The sequence below is a fragment of the Sulfurovum sp. AR genome (assembly GCF_000296775.1).
GTDB classification, from domain to species: Bacteria; Campylobacterota; Campylobacteria; order Campylobacterales; family Sulfurovaceae; genus Sulfurovum; species Sulfurovum xiamenensis.
In genome coordinates this window covers 52,260-68,467 of sequence record NZ_AJLE01000002.1, presented here as the reverse complement: position 1 = coordinate 68,467, position 16,208 = coordinate 52,260, and the positions used below count along the sequence as shown (strand labels likewise).

Here is a 16,208-nt window from a genome sequence, read left to right as displayed (position 1 = left end):
TCAATACCTCCTTATTTGATCTGCTGCTGTTGGCGAATACCAGGTCAATCCTTTTCGCCAAAGCTTTAAGGTTTGCCACAATGTTCTTGTAACCACCCAAAATGTTAAAAAAGAGTGACGTGCAAACAGTTTTACAACCGTTGTACTCTTAAAGGGCTTTGCTCTGCCTCTGAAAGAAGCAGTCAGTTTTTTGTTTCCTTCTTCATAGAGATCCACTTTCAGTGACATTTTTGTCTCTTGATACTGCAGTGTAAATCGGTACTCTCCCTTCGTTTCCAAAAAAGGAGAAACATACATATCTTTCATTACTTTGCCTTCATAGACATCATTCTTTTTTGTCTCTAATATCACAGGGTAGACGACTCTCCCACCGTTGTAGTTATGTACTTCAGCAAAAAGATGTGTTGGTGTCTTCTCATTAAAAAGTATCAGTACACTTATAGGATTAAATACAAAATTTGCAACTCTTGGAAGGGTCATAAAATGCATATTTTCACTAGGTGTAAGTTCAAACTTCTGGAGTAATGCTTCTACATTCTGCTTAAAATCTTCACTTTGGCCAAAATGATCTTTACTTTTGAAAGAAAAAAGGTTCACCCCTTCGAATGAGAAAAGCTTGTTTTTCAGTGTATTCAGTAAGCTCAGATCGATATCCAACAGATAGAAGGGGTAGGTAAATTCATGAACCTTTGGTGTATACCGTTTATGATAGACCGTTCCTTCAAAAAAACTATGGCTCATAATGCACATCCAAAGCTCTGGGCTATCGTGTTGGCACTCCAGAGTCCATCTTCATGGAAACCGTAACGCCAGTAGGCACCCGCATAGTACGTATGGTTCTGACCATTGATCTCTTCACGTCTGGATTGCATCATGATCGCCCTGCTGTCAAACTGCGGATGTGCATAAGAGATCTGTTCTATCACATTTTCCAGCTCTGAAGTTTCATTCAAAGAGACAAAATACTCTTTCTTACTGTCAAGATTTTGCAGCCTGTTTATCCAGTAAGAGAGTGTCACGGCATTCTCTTTCCCACCTGTTTTATAGTTCCATGCTGCATAGATCTTCTTGTCCGGGTAAAGTGCCTTACTGTCATTATGCAGTAGTGCATCGTTTTGCTTGTAAGGGAAAGCAGAAAGTATCTCCTCTTCTTCAGCTGTGGCATCCTGTAGCAACTCTAATGCCTCAGGTGCATGCATTGCCATGACTACTTTGTCATAATGGCTCTCACTCCCGTCTTGATGGAGAAGTATCACATAGTCATCATGGCGCTTAATACCCACCACATCACTGTTCAAAATGATCTTTCCTGAAATGTGCGCTTTAATCTTCTCTACATAATTTTTTGAACCTCCGCTTACAGTAAGCCACTGATGCTGTGTCGTAACACCAAGCAGTCCGTGGTTTTTAAAGAACTGTACAAAAGTCCTTGCAGGAAAATCATGCATTTTGTCACTCGGTGTTGACCAGATAGCAGCTCCCATCGGTATGATATAACGTTCTTTGAATACCTTCGAATAGGACTCAAGATATTCTCCAAGAGTACCATCTAGTGCAGAACTATTTTCGTCTATATCGATGTTAGCCGTTTTATTGAACCGCATAATATCGGCTATCATTCTGTAGTGAGACAATGAAAAAAGATTTCTTTTCTGGAAGAATAGACCACTAAGAGATTGACCATTATAGGCCGTATTGGATACTTCGTCCCAAAAACCGAAACTCATGTCACTGTTTTCTATCTTGACATCCAGTTTTGAAAAGAGTTTGGTCAAAAGCGGATAGGTCTCATGGTTGAATACCAAAAAACCTGTATCAACACCAAAACGTTTGTCATCTTCCTCTACCATGGTAGTACGTGCATGTCCTCCAAGACGTCCTTCTTTTTCATACAGATCTACTTCATGTTTTTGGCTTAAAAGATAGGCAGAACCCAAACCGCTGATGCCTGCTCCAAGTACTGCAATTTTCATTTGTAACGTCCTTTTTTGTCTTGTGGTGTAAAGATCAGTCTCTTCACATCCATCTTTTTTTCAAGTTTCGATAGAATCTTCTTGAGTTTTCTTTTTGGCAACTGAGGCTTTCTGCTCAGCACCCAGACCTGATCCATCTCTTCATCTGTTACCACTGCAGCAGAGTAATCTTTTTCTAAGTAAATAACACGGTATTCACGTGTAAAAATATAAAAATAGGTCATGTCTATCTTTGACATAGAGTTTCCATTCTTAGGCTCCGCAGTACCTTTGTACTCTATAAGATCTCCACCTATGATATTTTCAAAACATCGGTTGAAAACTTTGTAAGTACTGTCGTTTTGCAATGCATATTCAACCGACGATGCAACACAATCTTTTTGATAACTGTTATAAGTTCTTGCTACTTCATACCATAGACCGCTAAACGCTTTAACGTCTACATGAGGTACAGGCAAAGGGGCGTTAGAAAACAAAAATGTTGAAAATAAAATAAATAACAATTTTTTCATCTCTAGCTCCTTTACAGTTTTTTACTCTAACTGTAGTTTATGCTGTTTTTAAATCTTTTTGTATTGTTATTTTGTCAGTTGATTAAAACCAGCGACGTGTGTGTTGTTTGTAGTGTGTATATCTCTCTTTGAATAGGCTTTCTAAAATCTTTTCTTCATCTGGTACAATCAGGTAATAAAGGGTAATCCATAAAATCAGAGCAGAAGGCAAAAGCCACACCATATCTAATACAAAACCCAAACCAAATTGAGACAATACCAATGCCAAGTAGACAGGGTTTCTACTCATAGCAAAAACACCGCTGTCTATAAGTACCGTAGGTGTAGAAAAGGGGGCATGAGGGGTGAAATGATTTTTAAACATTCTATAAGCCAAGATAGTGAGTATCAGGCTAACGAAAAGTAAAATTAGCCCTATAAATCGTATTACATCACTATCACTATCTATATAAAGTTTAAAATTCAAAGGTTGAATCCACGAAAGATATACACCTAAAATAAATGTCATTAAAAATAAAATTGAAGGACTAAGGTTAGACTGTTTCACGATAATCTTTCATAATCCAAAACGCGATCATTTTGAAAAAAACCGGTGCACCGCCATAGAGTAAGGCAAGTGTAGTCAGTGCCAATGGTGTAGGTTCATGAGGATCAAACCCCACTGCCCCTAATATGACAAACCCTATACCCACAGATAGTGCAAGTGCAAACTTGGTCAACATAGCCCAGATTCCAAACAGTATGCCGGCATAAGAAGATTTTTCTTTTTCTATCTTTTGTACCACATCTGCCTGAATGGAAGATGGCAATGCCATATCTGCACCTAAAGAGAGCCCTGAGACGAAAGTAATACATGCAAACCATACAAGATCGCCACTACCGAGAAAGGGAACAAAGACAAAGGCAGTAGAAGCAAGTAACATAGAACCCAGCCAGCTTTTCCGTTTGCCTATCTTTTTGGCTAACATAGTCCAAAAAGGTAAGCCTGCTATACCTGAAGCAAAATAGAGTAAAAGCAGTGGACCTGTTTTTGATTCTTCTTCCAAGACAAGCTGAACAAAAAACAAAAAAAGTGTTGCAGGAAGAGCATTTGCCAGTGAGTTAAGTGTAAAAGCTGATTGCAGTCGGCTAAGTGCAGGTATTTTCTGCCAGAGTGTTTTAACCTCTCTAAATGTAATGTGCTTAGTAGGTTTTACTCTACTTTCTTTAATACCCGTAAGGGTAAGAGGAAGCATCAAAATGAGTGCTATCAGAAATGCAGTATATAAGATACTCAGGCTTTTATCTGCGGATTCTGAAACACTATAAAGGTACGGTATAAGAAGTGCTGCCAATGCACCGAGTATAGTAAAAAGCTCTCTTGCTCCACTCAAACGGGTCTTTTCATGATAGTCTGAAGTGATCTCGGCACTCCATGCAAGATAGGGTATGGATACAATACTCCATCCTAAGTAAACCAATATTGAAAAACTAAAAAGCCATAGTTCAGTCTGATTTTCAGGTGGATGTATCAGTGCATAAAAACTTGCAACTAAGATCAAGGAACCTGTAAGTATAAAAGGTTTTCTTTTCCCATATCTGCTTTGAAGTCTATCACTGTAAAGTCCTACCAGTGGATCTGTAATAACATCCGTGAGTCGTGCAAAAAAAAGAATAAGACCTACTAGTGTTACACTTATTCCTACACTCTGTGAATAAAAGGTAGGCAGATAGATATACAGTGGAAGTCCTAACATAGCAAGGGGTATTGCAGTTGAAGCGTAGGAGATCAATGTAAAATATGTAAGTTTTTCTTGTTTCATTGTACACCCTTTTTACATTTTGATACCCACATAAAATGTTTACGCAATCTCTCATCAGCACAGAGTTTTTCAAGTGTATTAAACTCTTTAGAAAGGGTATGTTCATCATACAAATCATGTATACCGTTATGACAGGTACGACATACATAAATAACCGCATCAAGCAATTCATTGATAGAACTGTTTTTCATTTTTTTATGTCTTTTTTTCGGTATAAGGTGGTGTTTTGTCAATGCTGTATGACGAGAACAGGTAGCACATATTCCTAAGGTTTTTGAGTTTTGCATAAGGTCAACTTCTCGAAATCTTGCGCTTGATCAATCTAAGAACAGACCCTACTACAGGCATCTTTTCATATATATGCTCAGCCGCATCCCAAAAGTCAACATGCGATATAATCTTTCCTTGGTTATTTATTTGCAAGCGACTTACCCCTTCAAACCTGTTTTCATTCTTTTCACCTTTAAATGCAAAGGTAAAATCCCATTTGACGTAGGCCACATTTTGTTTGTCTATGTATTCTTTAATGATAAATCTTGGTTTATCCAGAGTCTGATACATATGTTCAAATACTTCATATACTGCTCGTATACCCTTTACTTCATTGAAGGGATCCTTGAAAACAACAGCATCATCATAGATAGTACGAAAATCTTCAATGTCAACACCTTCATTCAGTGTTTCAAAATAATGGCTCAATTTCTCTTGGTTCATCATAGCATCCTTACGAAATGTCTTTAGGCAGCATCTTTTTAGTCAATGCCAAAGAGATCCTGTAGGGAATCAAGCGTAATACCTGCAAAAAGGTAGAGAGTTTAAACGGAAAATGTATCTCAAAACGATATGGTTTTTTTGTCGCTCTGATAATATTTTCTGCTGCTTCTTCAGGTGTCATAAGTTCTGGCATATCAAAACTGTTTTTCTGTGTCAGTCTTGTTTTCACAAAACCATGATTGATCACCTGAAGTTCTATACCCTTGACATTCAACTCAGGCTGTAGAGACTCAGCCAAATTCAGTAATGCCGCTTTAGGTGCACTGTACCCACCTCCAAGAGGAAGGCCAAAGTAGCTTGAGAGACTGGCATTCCATATCCACCTTCCCTCCCCTTTTCTTTCAAAATATGGTAAAAGTTCACTCATCACACGTACTGCTCCCATATAATTGATCTGCATCATCGCTTCAAAATGTTCAACATCCCACTCTTCTGTAGACATCACTTCGTAGACTGCTGCATTATAGAACCATATATCGATACCCTCAAAACGTTTCCATGCTTGAGGTACAGCTTTTTTTACAGATGCTATAGAGGTCACATCTATGTCTACGATCTGTAGTTGTTCTTCATAAATTTGTTTGAGCGTTAAAAGTTCTTTTGTACTGCTCGCCTTTCTGGCACTGGTAATAACATACATACCCTCTTGTAACCACTTTTTTACAAGTTCCAGTCCAATCCCACTGCTTCCACCGACAATCCAGATGCGCTTTTTCATTTGTGGTTCCTTTTATGAGATTTTATTTTCATCTTTATGTAAGTTTATGATTTTTATACCTATCTTTGTAGTCATTTATTGTCGATTGAAAAATAATGAATTGACAAAAAGGTTATACAAAAGATTTATATCCCATGACATAATGCAAATATGAAACATACACTAATATTTGAAACTCCAATACCATGCAGTGTCAAAACCCTTTTTGACTTTCATGCAAACACAAAGAATCTTCCTCTGATTACACCCAAAGATACCAGTCTTGAGATACTCAAACTTGATACACCTTTGAAAGAGGGAAATAAAGCCGTGCTACGCATTAAAAAAGGATGGTTTTCTTTTGTCTGGAAACTGACATTTGAAAAAGTAGAATATCCGGATCTTATCATTGATACAGCAACACAGTCACCCTTTAAAAGCTTCAGGCATGAACATCACTTTATACAAGTGGATGATTCACACAGTGTACTACGGGACGAAATTACTTTTTCGCTGCCTTTTGAGCCACTGACTACAGCTATTGTATGGCTGATCAAACGAGATATGAAAAAAATGTTTGCCTACAGACATCAAAAGACTCAAGAGCTTATAGCTTCAAAATCTCCATAGCCTGTATCATATCTTTATCTCCTCTTCCAGAAAGGCTGATGATAATTGTTTTATCTTTGATCTTCTCTTTAGGCATTTTTTTAAGATAGGCGATGGCATGGGCACTTTCAAATGCCGGAACGATCCCTTCAGTGCGGCTAAGCCATACAAAGGCATCCATCGCTTCGTCATCGGTAACAGAGTCATAGATCACTTTGCCCTGCTCCATTAAAAATGAGTGTTCAGGACCTATCCCCGGATAGTCAAGCCCAGCAGAGACAGAATAAGCCTCTTCTACCTGTCCGTCATCTGTTTGCAACAGATAACTCAACTGTCCATGAAGAACACCGGGTCTACCTAATGCCAGAGAAGCACCATGATCCCCGCTATCCAATCCTTTTCCTCCTGCCTCTATGCCAATGCACTCTGTTTTTTCTTCTTCTATAAAGTGGGCAAACATACCTAATGCATTGGATCCGCCACCGATACAGGCAATGACATAATCAGGCAGCGTATTCGCCTGTTCTAAGAGTTGTGCTTTGGCTTCATAACTAATGATGGCCTGAAAATCACGTACCATCAAAGGATAGGGATGGGGGCCTGCAGCGGTACCTATAACATAAAAAGTGTCTCTGGCATGGGTGACCCAGTGTCTTATAGCGTCATTCATCGCATCTTTCAGTGTTTTACTGCCGGATTCCACTGCATGTACTTTGGCTCCAAGCAGTTTCATACGAAAGACATTGAGCTGTTGGCGCTCTACGTCTTTTGCACCCATAAAAACCTCACACTCAAGACCCATAAGTGCTGCGACAGTTGCAGTAGCTACGCCATGCTGTCCTGCACCCGTCTCAGCAATGATCTTCGTTTTCCCCATACGCTTAGCCAAAAGACCCTGGGCAATGGTGTTATTCACCTTGTGTGCACCTGTATGGTTGAGATCTTCACGTTTCAGATAGACTTCTGCACCTATTTCATCACTGATGTTCTGTGCTTTATATAAAGGGGATGGACGTCCTACATAGTCTTTGTAGAGTGCATTAACCTCATTCCAAAAGGTTTTGTCAAAACGGTATTGTTTATAGACCTCATCAAGTTCAATAAGTATGGGCATCAGTGTCTCAGGTACATATCTGCCTCCAAACTTGCCAAAGTGGCCTCTTTCATCCGGGTCAAAACTAAATTCTGTTGGTATATACGGTTTCATGAAAACTCCTTTATAACCTATACTATACAGTTTAAAAAAGTTTTCGTAGTATATTTATGTCGATTAAAAAATACACTCACTTTTTTGCACTTAGTTTTTTTATATAGATATCTTCTCAATCTTCATCATAAATAGTGAAGATCGGTTCAAATCCCATAAGTTGTAATTTTTTATCCACTGTTTTTGCATCAAAACCATTTCTTTTAATCGATGATATTAATTTGATCTGTTGTTCTCTACTCAACCCTGCTAGCTCCAATTCAAATTCAATTTCTTCTAAAGTCATTTTATACTCCTTTTTGATAATGTAAATGTCTCTTCCACTGTCCCATACTTCCCACGACCAGAAAATAGCATAGGCTTCTCACTTTGCTTATCATTCACATATATTTTGGTGACATCTGCTATAAAAATGGTATGATCACCATTTTTATAAGTATCACATACCTTACATTCATAGATAAAGTCTGAAGCACTGAGTAATACATTTTCATGGCTATCTTTACCCTCAACCTTTAATCCACTTTTAGCCAATTTATCTTCACTGTCACCATGTATTTTCCCCAAAATATTGATAGTTTCATAATGATCAAATGGTAAAAAATTGAGTGTAAAGCTTCGATGTTTTTCCAGTAGTGCATGCGTGTAGTTCTCTTCACGTACCGCCACTGCATAACGAAAAGGTGACTTAGAGATAGGCATATGCCATGAAGCCGGCATGAGATTATCTTGGCAGGCGAGCAAAGCCGTGACTCTTGGTTGTGCGTGTGTTGCTTGTTCTAAAGTATCATAGGTTTTAAACATTGGTTCCTCATTTTTTCTCATATTTTATACTGATACAACAGTATTTCGTATAGAAATTATGTCAATTCATACTAAATATCTACTCTGCCATATCGCTAAGAAGCTTCACCATACCAGAGGAACTGCCTACATGTTCTTTGAGTGTTATTTTTACTTGCGGGTATAATGCCTGTATCTTATGAACCACTTCAGGGATATCTCGGGTAACATGGTTACCCGAAGCCAGGAAGTAAGGTAAGATGACTATCTCACTGGCATCCTTCTCAACACAGGAGAGCATACTCTCTTCCAAAGAAGGCGCAGCAAACTCCAAAAATGCCGTCATGACAAATGCATAGTTTTTAATCTGTAGGGATCTTACTTTCTCTCCAAGTGCCTTGACCTCTTCATTGGAAGAGTCTTTTCGGCTTCCATGTGCTACGATGATGAGTGCTTTATTTGTCATTATTCCTACTTGTATTCATACTTTGGTCCGGATAGATCAGTTTGCTTGTATCAAAGCCGGCTTCTTTTGCTTGCGCTAAAAGTCTCTTCAGTGTTGTCTCATCAAGTGTGGGTTTTCTAGAGAGTATCCAGAAGTAACTCAGATCTGGTCCACTGATCATCGTGTAAGTTTCATAATCTGTATCCATCACGATATAGGAGCCATAAAAAGGCCCAAAGAAGGATACTTTTAAGAAGCCTTTGTCAGGATCTTTTACAAAGTACGCTTTACCTTCGGCCTCACTCCACTCTTTCTCTTGTGTTTTATATCCTTTATTGAGTACTTTAACCCCACCATCTTCTCTCATACTGTAGGTTGCCGATATCGCTTCCATACCCCTTTCAAATCTGTGTTCCAATCTTGCTATCTCATACCATGTTCCAAGGTACTCGGTGAGTTTGAAATTTTCAACGGGTGCTACTTTTTCTGGTTTTTTCTCTTCACACCCTGTCAATAATAACGCAAATAAGAGTGCGAGTGATAATAGTAATTTTTTCATGTTTATCCTTTTCTATAATAGTGAAATACAGTATTCCTGCAACATAAAGTATGAGTAAATCCATTTATTTTATTTTAGCCATTCTATCAACGTATTCATAGTTTTATTTTGTCTGTTCATCGTTTTGTGCTTTTTTTAATATGGACCTTATCATATTACGAAATACTAAATAATGCACAGGAGTAAGAATATACCAATAGAGTCTGCCCCATAGTCCACGTGGAGAAAAATAAGCAGTTTGCACCAGCTCATCCCCTTTTATCTTGAATTCCAGCCAAGCCTTACCCGGAATTTTCATTTGTGCATAGAGAAGCAGTCTTTCATTGACACTCAAATCTTCAACCCTCCAGAAATCCACACTCTCTCCTATTCTAAGTTGTCGACAGTCTCTTCGTCCCCTGTTCAATCCTGCACCACCGATCATTTTATCCATCCAGCCTCTGATCTCCCAAAGCCAATCATATCCGAACCATCCCTCTTCCCCACCTATGGAGCAAAAAGTGCAATATATTGTCTCTTTTGGAATACCACGCAGCTTTATAGACTGACGATCCATCAAAACTGCTGATGCAGGGTCATGTTTATGCTGTTTCTCCCACATGTCCTGTCCACCACTCGCATCACTCCATCGACTGAGAACTTGATTCTCTTCCATCTCTTTGATCGCTTTTTTAACTGCTTCATTAAATTTCATAGGGTGTATATGACTAAAGTACCTCTTGGCATTGTCATTTTGTATGAGCACTTCAGACGATAGTCCTTCTATAAGTGGACGTGCAACCGTATAAGGTACAGGGGTAAAGAGATTCAGCCAATAAGAAGAGAATTTAATGCTCAGTATAGGAAGCGGAAAGATCCAGCGTCGAAGACCCAGTGCATTGGCACAAGCTAGCATCATCTCTTTATAGGTCATCTTCTCACTGCCTATATCCACTACAAGATTGCCATCTATACTAAGATCCTTTGAGGCATTCAAGTAGGCAATGACATCATCTACTCCTATTGGCTGTGCTAAGGTATTGACCCATTTAGGTGTGACCATGATAGGCAGTTTTTCTGTAACATGCCTGATGATCTCAAAACTGACACTTCCTGAACCTATGATCACCCCTGCACGTATCCAGATGGTCTCTATCTTGTCAGGTCTGCTTGAAAGTATTTCTCCTGTTTCTATTCGGCTTAAAAGATGTTCACTTGCATGTTCTTTCACACCAAGTCCACCCAGGTATATGATACGTTTAACCCCTTTTTTGATGGCTGCATCCAGAAAATTTTGCGCACTTTGTTTGTCAAGTTCTTTATAGTTTTTGTGTTGCAAAGAGTGTATGAGATAGTAGGCAACATCAATGCCCTCAAGTGCACGCTCCAAAGAGTCCATATCAAAAGTATCACCTTGTACTATTTCAGCATTTAGATTAGAATCAAGACTTTTAGGATTACGCACAAGCAGGCGTAAGAATACATCTTCATTTAAAAGCGTTTGTTTGAGGCGTCTTCCTATATACCCGTTTGCACCTGTAAGCAGAACTTTCATCATGTATCCTTTCTAACATTATAACAAGCACTGTATAAAATACATATATCTTATGCTTAAGTATAGTCTAAACAAATTATTATTCATAGTGTTCTTATGACTGTTCATCATCTGTATTATAATGAATTGACATCTTTTTACTATGAAAGTAGATGAAATCACATTATAATCAGATAAAAAAGGAGGCATACATTATGGACGACTTAAAAATCGAAAATATATATGTTGTAGGCGATGTACATGGATGCTTATATACTTTACAAAACCTCATTGCACGTCTTCCAAGAGGTGCTGAACTCATATTTGTTGGAGATTTGTGTGATAAAGGTAACTTCTCAAAAGATGTTATCGATTTTGTCATTGAAAAAGGTTATGCTTGTGTCAAAGGGAATCATGAACATCTCATGGATACCTACTTGGAAGATGCGATTTTTCACAACAAACACGGTCCATGGAGTTCAGACAAACGCTACGGTGGGATGGTTACCCTTGAGAGTTATCAAGGTGATCATACCAAAATACTCTCCCATCTCGAGTGGATCAGAACCCTACCTATGTATATACAAATAGATAGATATTTCATAACACATGGTTTTGCATTGCCATTTTATGAACACCGAAACAACCCTGTTTATTACAATGACTATTTACTCAACAGATATGAGGATGGCATGAAAATTAAAAATGAAGAGGTAATCAATATTTTCGGGCATTGTGTCTTTGATGAAGTTATATCAGAAGAAAATTTTTATGGTATTGATACAGGGTGTTCTTATGGAAAAAAACTTACAGCCATACAACTAGGAACCATGCAAACCTATCAGGAGACAATGGATCCCAGAGATTCTGAATACAGTATCAAAGAGTTGAAGCTTGCCCATATTGATCTGCCACAAGATGAACATACGATCAGTAATCTGCGTATGCACATAGACGCACTTTTTACAGACTTCGACCTTGTCTCCACCGAGGTTGCAGAGTACATTGTAAAGAGATTTGGTGATGTCGGCAAACAAGAGATAGAGAATATGCTGGAAAAAAAGCAACTCTTTGTCAAACAGGCAAAGAAGATACTAGGAAAGCATTAGCCAAACCCGGATTATCTGAATTTTTCAAAAAGTTCTTTTTTATCCTGCTCCAGTTCTATATCCGACAAAAAAATTCTTTTTTTAAAGATCTGGTACAATTTATACTGTAGATAGATACCGTACAGAGCTAACAGTGTTAAATAACTAAGGATATAGAGTAAAGGCACATCAAGAGAGTCAAACAGCATAGCGCTCACCCCACCCAATATGATGGCCAGAGAAATGATAAATGACCGTATCATCAAATACTCTTTCAGATCAATAGATTCATCCTTCATGAAATCAACCGTATGCACCCTGGCCACTTCAAAGGTAATCCCCTGAATCGTAAAAATGGCCAAGATCACATAGGTAAAGAGTTCAATGGAAACAAGGTATAAAGAATAGCTTGCTATCTGTATCACATCAAGCACGATGGAAAAAAGATAGATCTTGTATATCCTGATATGCTTGAACAGAGGTTGTATGATACCGTCAAGGGCACCTATCAGCATAAAAAAACTAATCATATACACAGGAAGATAGGTACCTTCGAGCTTTGTCACATAGGGCATGAGTGTCCAATCAATATAGGTGATCAGCAATATCGCCAAAGATTGCAGATACAAAAATGTACTTTGATTGATCTCATAAAGTATAAACTTATAATTTCTTAATTTCATCATTCTCCTGCTTTCTCATAAGATATCCGTCACGGTTGTTTGGATAATAATTCTTTAGTATTTTTTGCTTTCTAAAACCGAACTTCTCGTAAAGTGATATGGCCCTTTGATTGGTCATTTTGACCTCCAGCGTATAACTAGGAGATTTTAAAAGTCCAAAAGAATATGCAAGGAGCATTTGTGCGACACCTCTCCCCCTGCACTGCGCAGAGACACCCAGTGAATAAAGACGGTAATAGGTTTTTCTTTTGAGCCAAAGGATATACCCTGCTACTTCCCCTTCGTGCATAAAAACGAACAAATCGTTCTTTTTGATATGATAGGAGAACGAACCCCTGCTCAAAGGAAAATCATCTTTGGGAAAGAGGCTGTTTTCCAATGCAACCAATGCATTGAGATGCTCTTGAGTAGCGCGAATGATCATTGTTTCTGATAAATCGTATATTTAGGGATCAGCTTATCAGGACGATAGGACATTTTCACTTTTTTCAAATTTTCAAACCCCATGTCATCGCCTACATTGATATATTCACTTTGATAGATCTCTTTGAGATATTTGGTAAACTCTCTAAAGATAAACTGGGCACATCCCAGTACCTCAAAATCAGTCTTTTCAATGATCACACTGGATGTCTGTTCATTGATCCTCTCACCAACGGTAAAGCCTTTGATCTCATCATCTATATAAAGCACCATGCCTACCACATCGAGATTTTTATAATCATTCAATAGCCGTTTGATGGCAAATCTCTCAAAATAAATACCGTCTAAAAAAGTTTCGACCTCTTCTTTTGGCATATAGGTTGTCCTGTCTTTGACCCATTTGTTAAAAAGATGTGTTATCCCTTCCCGATGTTTATCGATATCTATGATCTCAACCCTGTGATTGGTGTAGACCTTCTGAAATTTGTTGATCTCATTTCTTTTTGATTTGTACTGATCCCCTTTGAGTTCAATAAGATTATCCACTTTATAGATATAGTCCACCAGCTTCTTTTCGATGATAAAGTCTTTGAGCATATCAAAGATCACTGTGCCCTCTTCAAGGTAATCCACAAATCCTTCAAGCATATTCTCATGGATATATTCTATTTTAGAGTACTGCCTATTGCTGTTATGTGCATTCATGATCTCAAAACATTGCAGCATCGCTTCATAGGTATTTTCCTGTTTTCCCAAAGGCGGAAGGAGCATGGAAAGTTCACCTGAATTTAGGATAAACAGACAAAAGGTATCATTCACAATGGCATAAAATCCTGTGGCAGTAGAGAGCCAGATGTAATTACCTGCAAAGGTATAGTCACTGATATCTGCATTGACCACTTTAAGGTATCTATCCATGTGCTCTTTTGCTCTCAGGTCAAAGTGTTTTAGGGTATAGTTGCTCACGGTCAAAGTTGACACATTTTTCTCCGAAGTATTTTTTCGAATTTTACTCCTTTTTTTCGGATTTGCATCAAATTTTCAACAATTTTTTTGAGAAATTAAAAATATTTTTCTTTCCTGTTTTTACTGGATAATAACCTATTAAAAAACAGTATTCTAAGGAGCAAGTCTTTCTATCTTCCATCCACCGTTTTCTCTCGTATAGAGGATACGGTCATGCAGTCTGTTCGCTCTGCCCTGCCAAAATTCTATCTGTGAGGGTATGACCCTGTAGCCTCCCCAAAAATCAGGTAGTGGGATGGAACCATTAGCAAACTTTTGTTTCATTTTTTCTATTTGCATTTGAAGCATCTTCCGTGAAGAGATGACCGAACTTTGTTTACTCACCCATGCACCTATTTGACTACCTCGAGAACGCTTCATGAAGTATGACATAGACTCAGACGTACTGATCTTTTCACAGGTACCTATCACACGTACCTGGCGTTCGAGATCCAACCATAAGAATTCCAGTGCGACATGAGGATTTTCTTCTATCTCCTTGGCTTTGACACTGTTATAGTTCGTAAAAAACACAAACCCCTTTTCATCAAATATCTTTAAAAGTACGGTACGTATATTTGGAATATTCTCTTTCGAGCTTGTAGCCAATATCATACTGTTTGGATCTTTCACCTCTGTCTCGACTGCTTGTGCGAACCACGTTTCAAAAAGAATAAAAGGATCTTCAGGTACCGTACTTTCATCGAGTGTCGCTTGTATATATTCTGTACGCATCTCTTGCAAATCTAACATGCTACCTCCTAAAGTCTCTGTTTAAAATATGCCAAAGCATGTTGTGAAGCCTCTTTATGTACGACTATCGGTTTGGGATACTTTTTAATACTATAGTTTAGCAGATAGCTCTCATCATGAAGCTTTTTTGCATCTACGTCTCTGAGTTCGGGTATCCACTTTTTGATATAGCGTGCCTCTTTGTCAAATTTTTTACTCTGCAGATAGGGATTGAATATACGGAAATACGGTTGAGGGTCTATACCTGTACCTGCACTCCATTGCCAAGAGAGTATGTTGGATGCAGCGTCATAATCCAACAGATACTTCGCAAAAAAACTTTCTCCCCACTGCCATGGCAAGAGCAGATCCTTGGTAAAGAATGAAGCGCAGATCATACGTACACGATTATGCATCAAACCTGTTTGCAACAATTCTCTTACCCCTGCATCCACTACGGGTACTCCTGTTCTGGCTTCACAAAATGCACTGTATTTTTCTTCATCTTCTATGCCGTTAAATCTGTATTTATAGTTTTCCCACGCTAGATCAGGAAAATGAAAGAGCAAATAAGCATAAAAATCACGAAAAATGAGTTGTCTGAAAAAAGGTTCCGTATCCACACCTCTGTTTTTCTGCTCGACCAAAAAGCGTAACAGACTTCGTATAGAGATCGTACCAAAACGAAGGTCGATACTGAGATGTGAAGTCACCTCTTTATCAAGATAATCTCTCTCCTTGGCATAGATGGAAAGATTATCTTTCAGGGCTTTTAGTTTCGTTTCGAGCTGATCGATGCGGGGAAGATTTTCTCTAAATCCTATCGAATCAATATCTAAAGGCAGGATCTCCTCTTTATCATCAATTTTGGTGATACCTTCATACGAAGTCTTATAGAGCGTATGTTCTCCAAACGTATACTCTCGAAGATGTTCTTTAGAAAAAAGTGCTTTAGCCTTGTTATAAAAGGGAGTAAAGACCAGATAAGGTGTACCATCATCTTTGAGTATCTCTTCAGGTTTAAAGATATAGGTATCATCCATATAGCGGAAGTGAAGAAGATGAGAAACCCTTATATCACGCTCTTTGGCATAGGCGTCATAATCTCCACTGGCAACCACCTCATCAAAACCTTGTGCCTCTAATACTCTAAATATCTCTACAGGATCACCCCAAAATATTTTGAGGTCTAAACCTTTGTCTTCTAGTGACTCTTTGAGCTTGATCACCCTGTCAAAAATAAAGCTGACACGTTTATCATCTTTAGGAAGTGCATTGAGTATTTGTGTATCGAAGATAAAAATAGGCAGTACCTCACCACCTAATGAGAGTATAGGGTTGTCTTCTACTCTTAGATCACGCCTGAACCAGAGAATCCTTTTCATCTATATTACCTACTCTCC

21 protein-coding genes are annotated in these 16,208 nt (G+C 38.4%); 2 read left to right on the top strand and 19 right to left on the bottom strand.

What is annotated here, in order from left to right:
- The 8 genes from SULAR_RS01950 to SULAR_RS01915 form a co-directional block, all read right to left on the bottom strand.
- Nucleotides 1-741 (bottom strand): DUF1365 domain-containing protein, encoded by a 741-nt coding sequence (locus tag SULAR_RS01950; RefSeq protein ID WP_008242440.1) that lies wholly within the window; start codon nt 739-741, stop codon nt 1-3.
- Nucleotides 738-1,973 carry an NAD(P)/FAD-dependent oxidoreductase gene (locus tag SULAR_RS01945; protein WP_008242437.1) on the bottom strand — a complete coding sequence of 412 codons (1,236 nt, stop codon included), beginning with the start codon at nt 1,971-1,973 and terminating at the stop codon, nt 738-740. The genes SULAR_RS01950 and SULAR_RS01945 overlap by 4 nt, the downstream gene beginning before the upstream one ends.
- Nucleotides 1,970-2,485: a lipocalin family protein gene (locus tag SULAR_RS01940; RefSeq protein WP_008242435.1), complete on the bottom strand. Its 516-nt coding sequence runs from the start codon at nt 2,483-2,485 to the stop codon at nt 1,970-1,972. The genes SULAR_RS01945 and SULAR_RS01940 overlap by 4 nt, the downstream gene beginning before the upstream one ends.
- Nucleotides 2,486-2,567: 82 nt before the next feature.
- The gene (locus SULAR_RS10990; protein ID WP_238536350.1) at nt 2,568-2,993 is read right to left on the bottom strand and encodes an isoprenylcysteine carboxylmethyltransferase family protein; all 426 of its coding nucleotides are present in this window, start codon (nt 2,991-2,993) and stop codon (nt 2,568-2,570) included.
- Nucleotides 2,994-3,018: 25 nt separating this feature from the next.
- Entirely contained in the window at nt 3,019-4,287 is a 1,269-nt protein-coding gene (locus tag SULAR_RS01930; RefSeq protein ID WP_008242430.1) for an MFS transporter, read from the bottom strand.
- Entirely contained in the window at nt 4,284-4,574 is a 291-nt protein-coding gene (locus SULAR_RS01925; protein ID WP_008242428.1) for a hypothetical protein, read from the bottom strand. Before SULAR_RS01925 ends, SULAR_RS01930 begins: the two co-directional genes overlap by 4 nt.
- Nucleotides 4,575-4,578: 4 nt before the next feature.
- Nucleotides 4,579-5,001 (bottom strand): nuclear transport factor 2 family protein, encoded by a 423-nt coding sequence (locus SULAR_RS01920; protein ID WP_008242426.1) that lies wholly within the window; start codon nt 4,999-5,001, stop codon nt 4,579-4,581.
- A 10-nt stretch (nt 5,002-5,011) separates the two neighbouring features.
- On the bottom strand, nt 5,012-5,779 hold the full coding sequence (locus SULAR_RS01915) for an SDR family oxidoreductase (RefSeq protein ID WP_008242424.1): 768 nt from the start codon (nt 5,777-5,779) through the stop codon (nt 5,012-5,014).
- A gap of 150 nt (nt 5,780-5,929) precedes the next feature.
- On the opposite strand from SULAR_RS01915, the gene SULAR_RS01910 reads away from it, so the two are divergent.
- Nucleotides 5,930-6,388 (top strand): SRPBCC family protein, encoded by a 459-nt coding sequence (locus SULAR_RS01910; protein ID WP_008242421.1) that lies wholly within the window; start codon nt 5,930-5,932, stop codon nt 6,386-6,388.
- On the opposite strand, the gene trpB is transcribed toward SULAR_RS01910, so the two are convergent.
- From trpB to SULAR_RS01885, 6 genes are all read right to left on the bottom strand, one after another.
- Nucleotides 6,366-7,574: a tryptophan synthase subunit beta gene (gene trpB / locus SULAR_RS01905; protein WP_008242419.1), complete on the bottom strand. Its 1,209-nt coding sequence runs from the start codon at nt 7,572-7,574 to the stop codon at nt 6,366-6,368. The genes SULAR_RS01910 and trpB overlap by 23 nt on opposite strands.
- Nucleotides 7,575-7,689: 115 nt before the next feature.
- Nucleotides 7,690-7,860: a hypothetical protein gene (locus tag SULAR_RS11085; RefSeq protein ID WP_155993677.1), complete on the bottom strand. Its 171-nt coding sequence runs from the start codon at nt 7,858-7,860 to the stop codon at nt 7,690-7,692.
- Nucleotides 7,857-8,399 carry a flavin reductase family protein gene (locus tag SULAR_RS01900; RefSeq protein WP_081501814.1) on the bottom strand — a complete coding sequence of 181 codons (543 nt, stop codon included), beginning with the start codon at nt 8,397-8,399 and terminating at the stop codon, nt 7,857-7,859. The genes SULAR_RS11085 and SULAR_RS01900 overlap by 4 nt, the downstream gene beginning before the upstream one ends.
- 58 nt (nt 8,400-8,457) lie before the next feature.
- Nucleotides 8,458-8,823: a sirohydrochlorin chelatase gene (locus SULAR_RS01895; RefSeq protein WP_008242414.1), complete on the bottom strand. Its 366-nt coding sequence runs from the start codon at nt 8,821-8,823 to the stop codon at nt 8,458-8,460.
- A complete protein-coding gene (locus tag SULAR_RS01890; RefSeq protein WP_008242413.1) occupies nt 8,813-9,361 on the bottom strand; it encodes a lipocalin family protein in 549 nt (182 codons plus the stop codon). Before SULAR_RS01890 ends, SULAR_RS01895 begins: the two co-directional genes overlap by 11 nt.
- Nucleotides 9,362-9,464: 103 nt before the next feature.
- A complete protein-coding gene (locus SULAR_RS01885; RefSeq protein ID WP_008242412.1) occupies nt 9,465-10,895 on the bottom strand; it encodes an SDR family oxidoreductase in 1,431 nt (476 codons plus the stop codon).
- A gap of 194 nt (nt 10,896-11,089) precedes the next feature.
- On the opposite strand from SULAR_RS01885, the gene SULAR_RS01880 reads away from it, so the two are divergent.
- On the top strand, nt 11,090-11,983 hold the full coding sequence (locus SULAR_RS01880) for a metallophosphoesterase (RefSeq protein WP_008242411.1): 894 nt from the start codon (nt 11,090-11,092) through the stop codon (nt 11,981-11,983).
- 11 nt (nt 11,984-11,994) lie between these two features.
- Here SULAR_RS01880 and SULAR_RS01875 read toward each other — a convergent pair whose 3' ends face one another.
- The 5 genes from SULAR_RS01875 to SULAR_RS01855 form a co-directional block, all read right to left on the bottom strand.
- Nucleotides 11,995-12,645, bottom strand: a complete 651-nt coding sequence (locus tag SULAR_RS01875; protein ID WP_008242410.1) for a hypothetical protein — start codon at nt 12,643-12,645, stop codon at nt 11,995-11,997.
- On the bottom strand, nt 12,626-13,069 hold the full coding sequence (locus SULAR_RS01870) for a GNAT family N-acetyltransferase (protein WP_008242408.1): 444 nt from the start codon (nt 13,067-13,069) through the stop codon (nt 12,626-12,628). Before SULAR_RS01870 ends, SULAR_RS01875 begins: the two co-directional genes overlap by 20 nt.
- Nucleotides 13,066-14,049, bottom strand: coding sequence for a DUF2156 domain-containing protein (locus SULAR_RS01865; protein ID WP_037999865.1), 984 nt, complete (start codon nt 14,047-14,049; stop codon nt 13,066-13,068). The genes SULAR_RS01870 and SULAR_RS01865 overlap by 4 nt, the downstream gene beginning before the upstream one ends.
- Nucleotides 14,050-14,187: 138 nt before the next feature.
- A complete protein-coding gene (gene pdxH / locus SULAR_RS01860) occupies nt 14,188-14,826 on the bottom strand; it encodes a pyridoxamine 5'-phosphate oxidase (RefSeq protein ID WP_008242405.1) in 639 nt (212 codons plus the stop codon).
- Nucleotides 14,827-14,834: 8 nt separating this feature from the next.
- Nucleotides 14,835-16,190, bottom strand: a complete 1,356-nt coding sequence (locus tag SULAR_RS01855) for a deoxyribodipyrimidine photo-lyase (RefSeq protein WP_008242404.1) — start codon at nt 16,188-16,190, stop codon at nt 14,835-14,837.
- Nucleotides 16,191-16,208: the final 18 nt, after the last annotated feature.

Excerpts from the sequence above, each read along its gene's own strand:
- trpB (WP_008242419.1), bottom strand. The coding sequence starts at position 7,574 with ATGAAACCGTATATACCAACAGAATTTAGTTTTGACCCGGATGAAAGA.
- SULAR_RS01920 (WP_008242426.1), bottom strand. The coding sequence starts at position 5,001 with ATGAACCAAGAGAAATTGAGCCATTATTTTGAAACACTGAATGAAGGT.
- SULAR_RS01890 (WP_008242413.1), bottom strand. The coding sequence starts at position 9,361 with ATGAAAAAATTACTATTATCACTCGCACTCTTATTTGCGTTATTATTG.
- SULAR_RS01950 (WP_008242440.1), bottom strand. The coding sequence starts at position 741 with ATGAGCCATAGTTTTTTTGAAGGAACGGTCTATCATAAACGGTATACA.
- SULAR_RS01855 (WP_008242404.1), bottom strand. The coding sequence starts at position 16,190 with ATGAAAAGGATTCTCTGGTTCAGGCGTGATCTAAGAGTAGAAGACAAC.
- SULAR_RS01900 (WP_081501814.1), bottom strand. The coding sequence starts at position 8,399 with ATGAGAAAAAATGAGGAACCAATGTTTAAAACCTATGATACTTTAGAA.
- SULAR_RS01910 (WP_008242421.1), top strand. The coding sequence starts at position 5,930 with ATGAAACATACACTAATATTTGAAACTCCAATACCATGCAGTGTCAAA.
- SULAR_RS10990 (WP_238536350.1), bottom strand. The coding sequence starts at position 2,993 with ATGACATTTATTTTAGGTGTATATCTTTCGTGGATTCAACCTTTGAAT.
- SULAR_RS01930 (WP_008242430.1), bottom strand. The coding sequence starts at position 4,287 with ATGAAACAAGAAAAACTTACATATTTTACATTGATCTCCTACGCTTCA.
- SULAR_RS01940 (WP_008242435.1), bottom strand. The coding sequence starts at position 2,485 with ATGAAAAAATTGTTATTTATTTTATTTTCAACATTTTTGTTTTCTAAC.
- SULAR_RS01945 (WP_008242437.1), bottom strand. The coding sequence starts at position 1,973 with ATGAAAATTGCAGTACTTGGAGCAGGCATCAGCGGTTTGGGTTCTGCC.
- pdxH (WP_008242405.1), bottom strand. The coding sequence starts at position 14,826 with ATGTTAGATTTGCAAGAGATGCGTACAGAATATATACAAGCGACACTC.
- SULAR_RS11085 (WP_155993677.1), bottom strand. The coding sequence starts at position 7,860 with ATGACTTTAGAAGAAATTGAATTTGAATTGGAGCTAGCAGGGTTGAGT.
- SULAR_RS01915 (WP_008242424.1), bottom strand. The coding sequence starts at position 5,779 with ATGAAAAAGCGCATCTGGATTGTCGGTGGAAGCAGTGGGATTGGACTG.
- SULAR_RS01870 (WP_008242408.1), bottom strand. The coding sequence starts at position 13,069 with ATGATCATTCGCGCTACTCAAGAGCATCTCAATGCATTGGTTGCATTG.
- SULAR_RS01925 (WP_008242428.1), bottom strand. The coding sequence starts at position 4,574 with ATGCAAAACTCAAAAACCTTAGGAATATGTGCTACCTGTTCTCGTCAT.
- SULAR_RS01875 (WP_008242410.1), bottom strand. The coding sequence starts at position 12,645 with ATGAAATTAAGAAATTATAAGTTTATACTTTATGAGATCAATCAAAGT.
- SULAR_RS01885 (WP_008242412.1), bottom strand. The coding sequence starts at position 10,895 with ATGAAAGTTCTGCTTACAGGTGCAAACGGGTATATAGGAAGACGCCTC.
- SULAR_RS01880 (WP_008242411.1), top strand. The coding sequence starts at position 11,090 with ATGGACGACTTAAAAATCGAAAATATATATGTTGTAGGCGATGTACAT.
- SULAR_RS01895 (WP_008242414.1), bottom strand. The coding sequence starts at position 8,823 with ATGACAAATAAAGCACTCATCATCGTAGCACATGGAAGCCGAAAAGAC.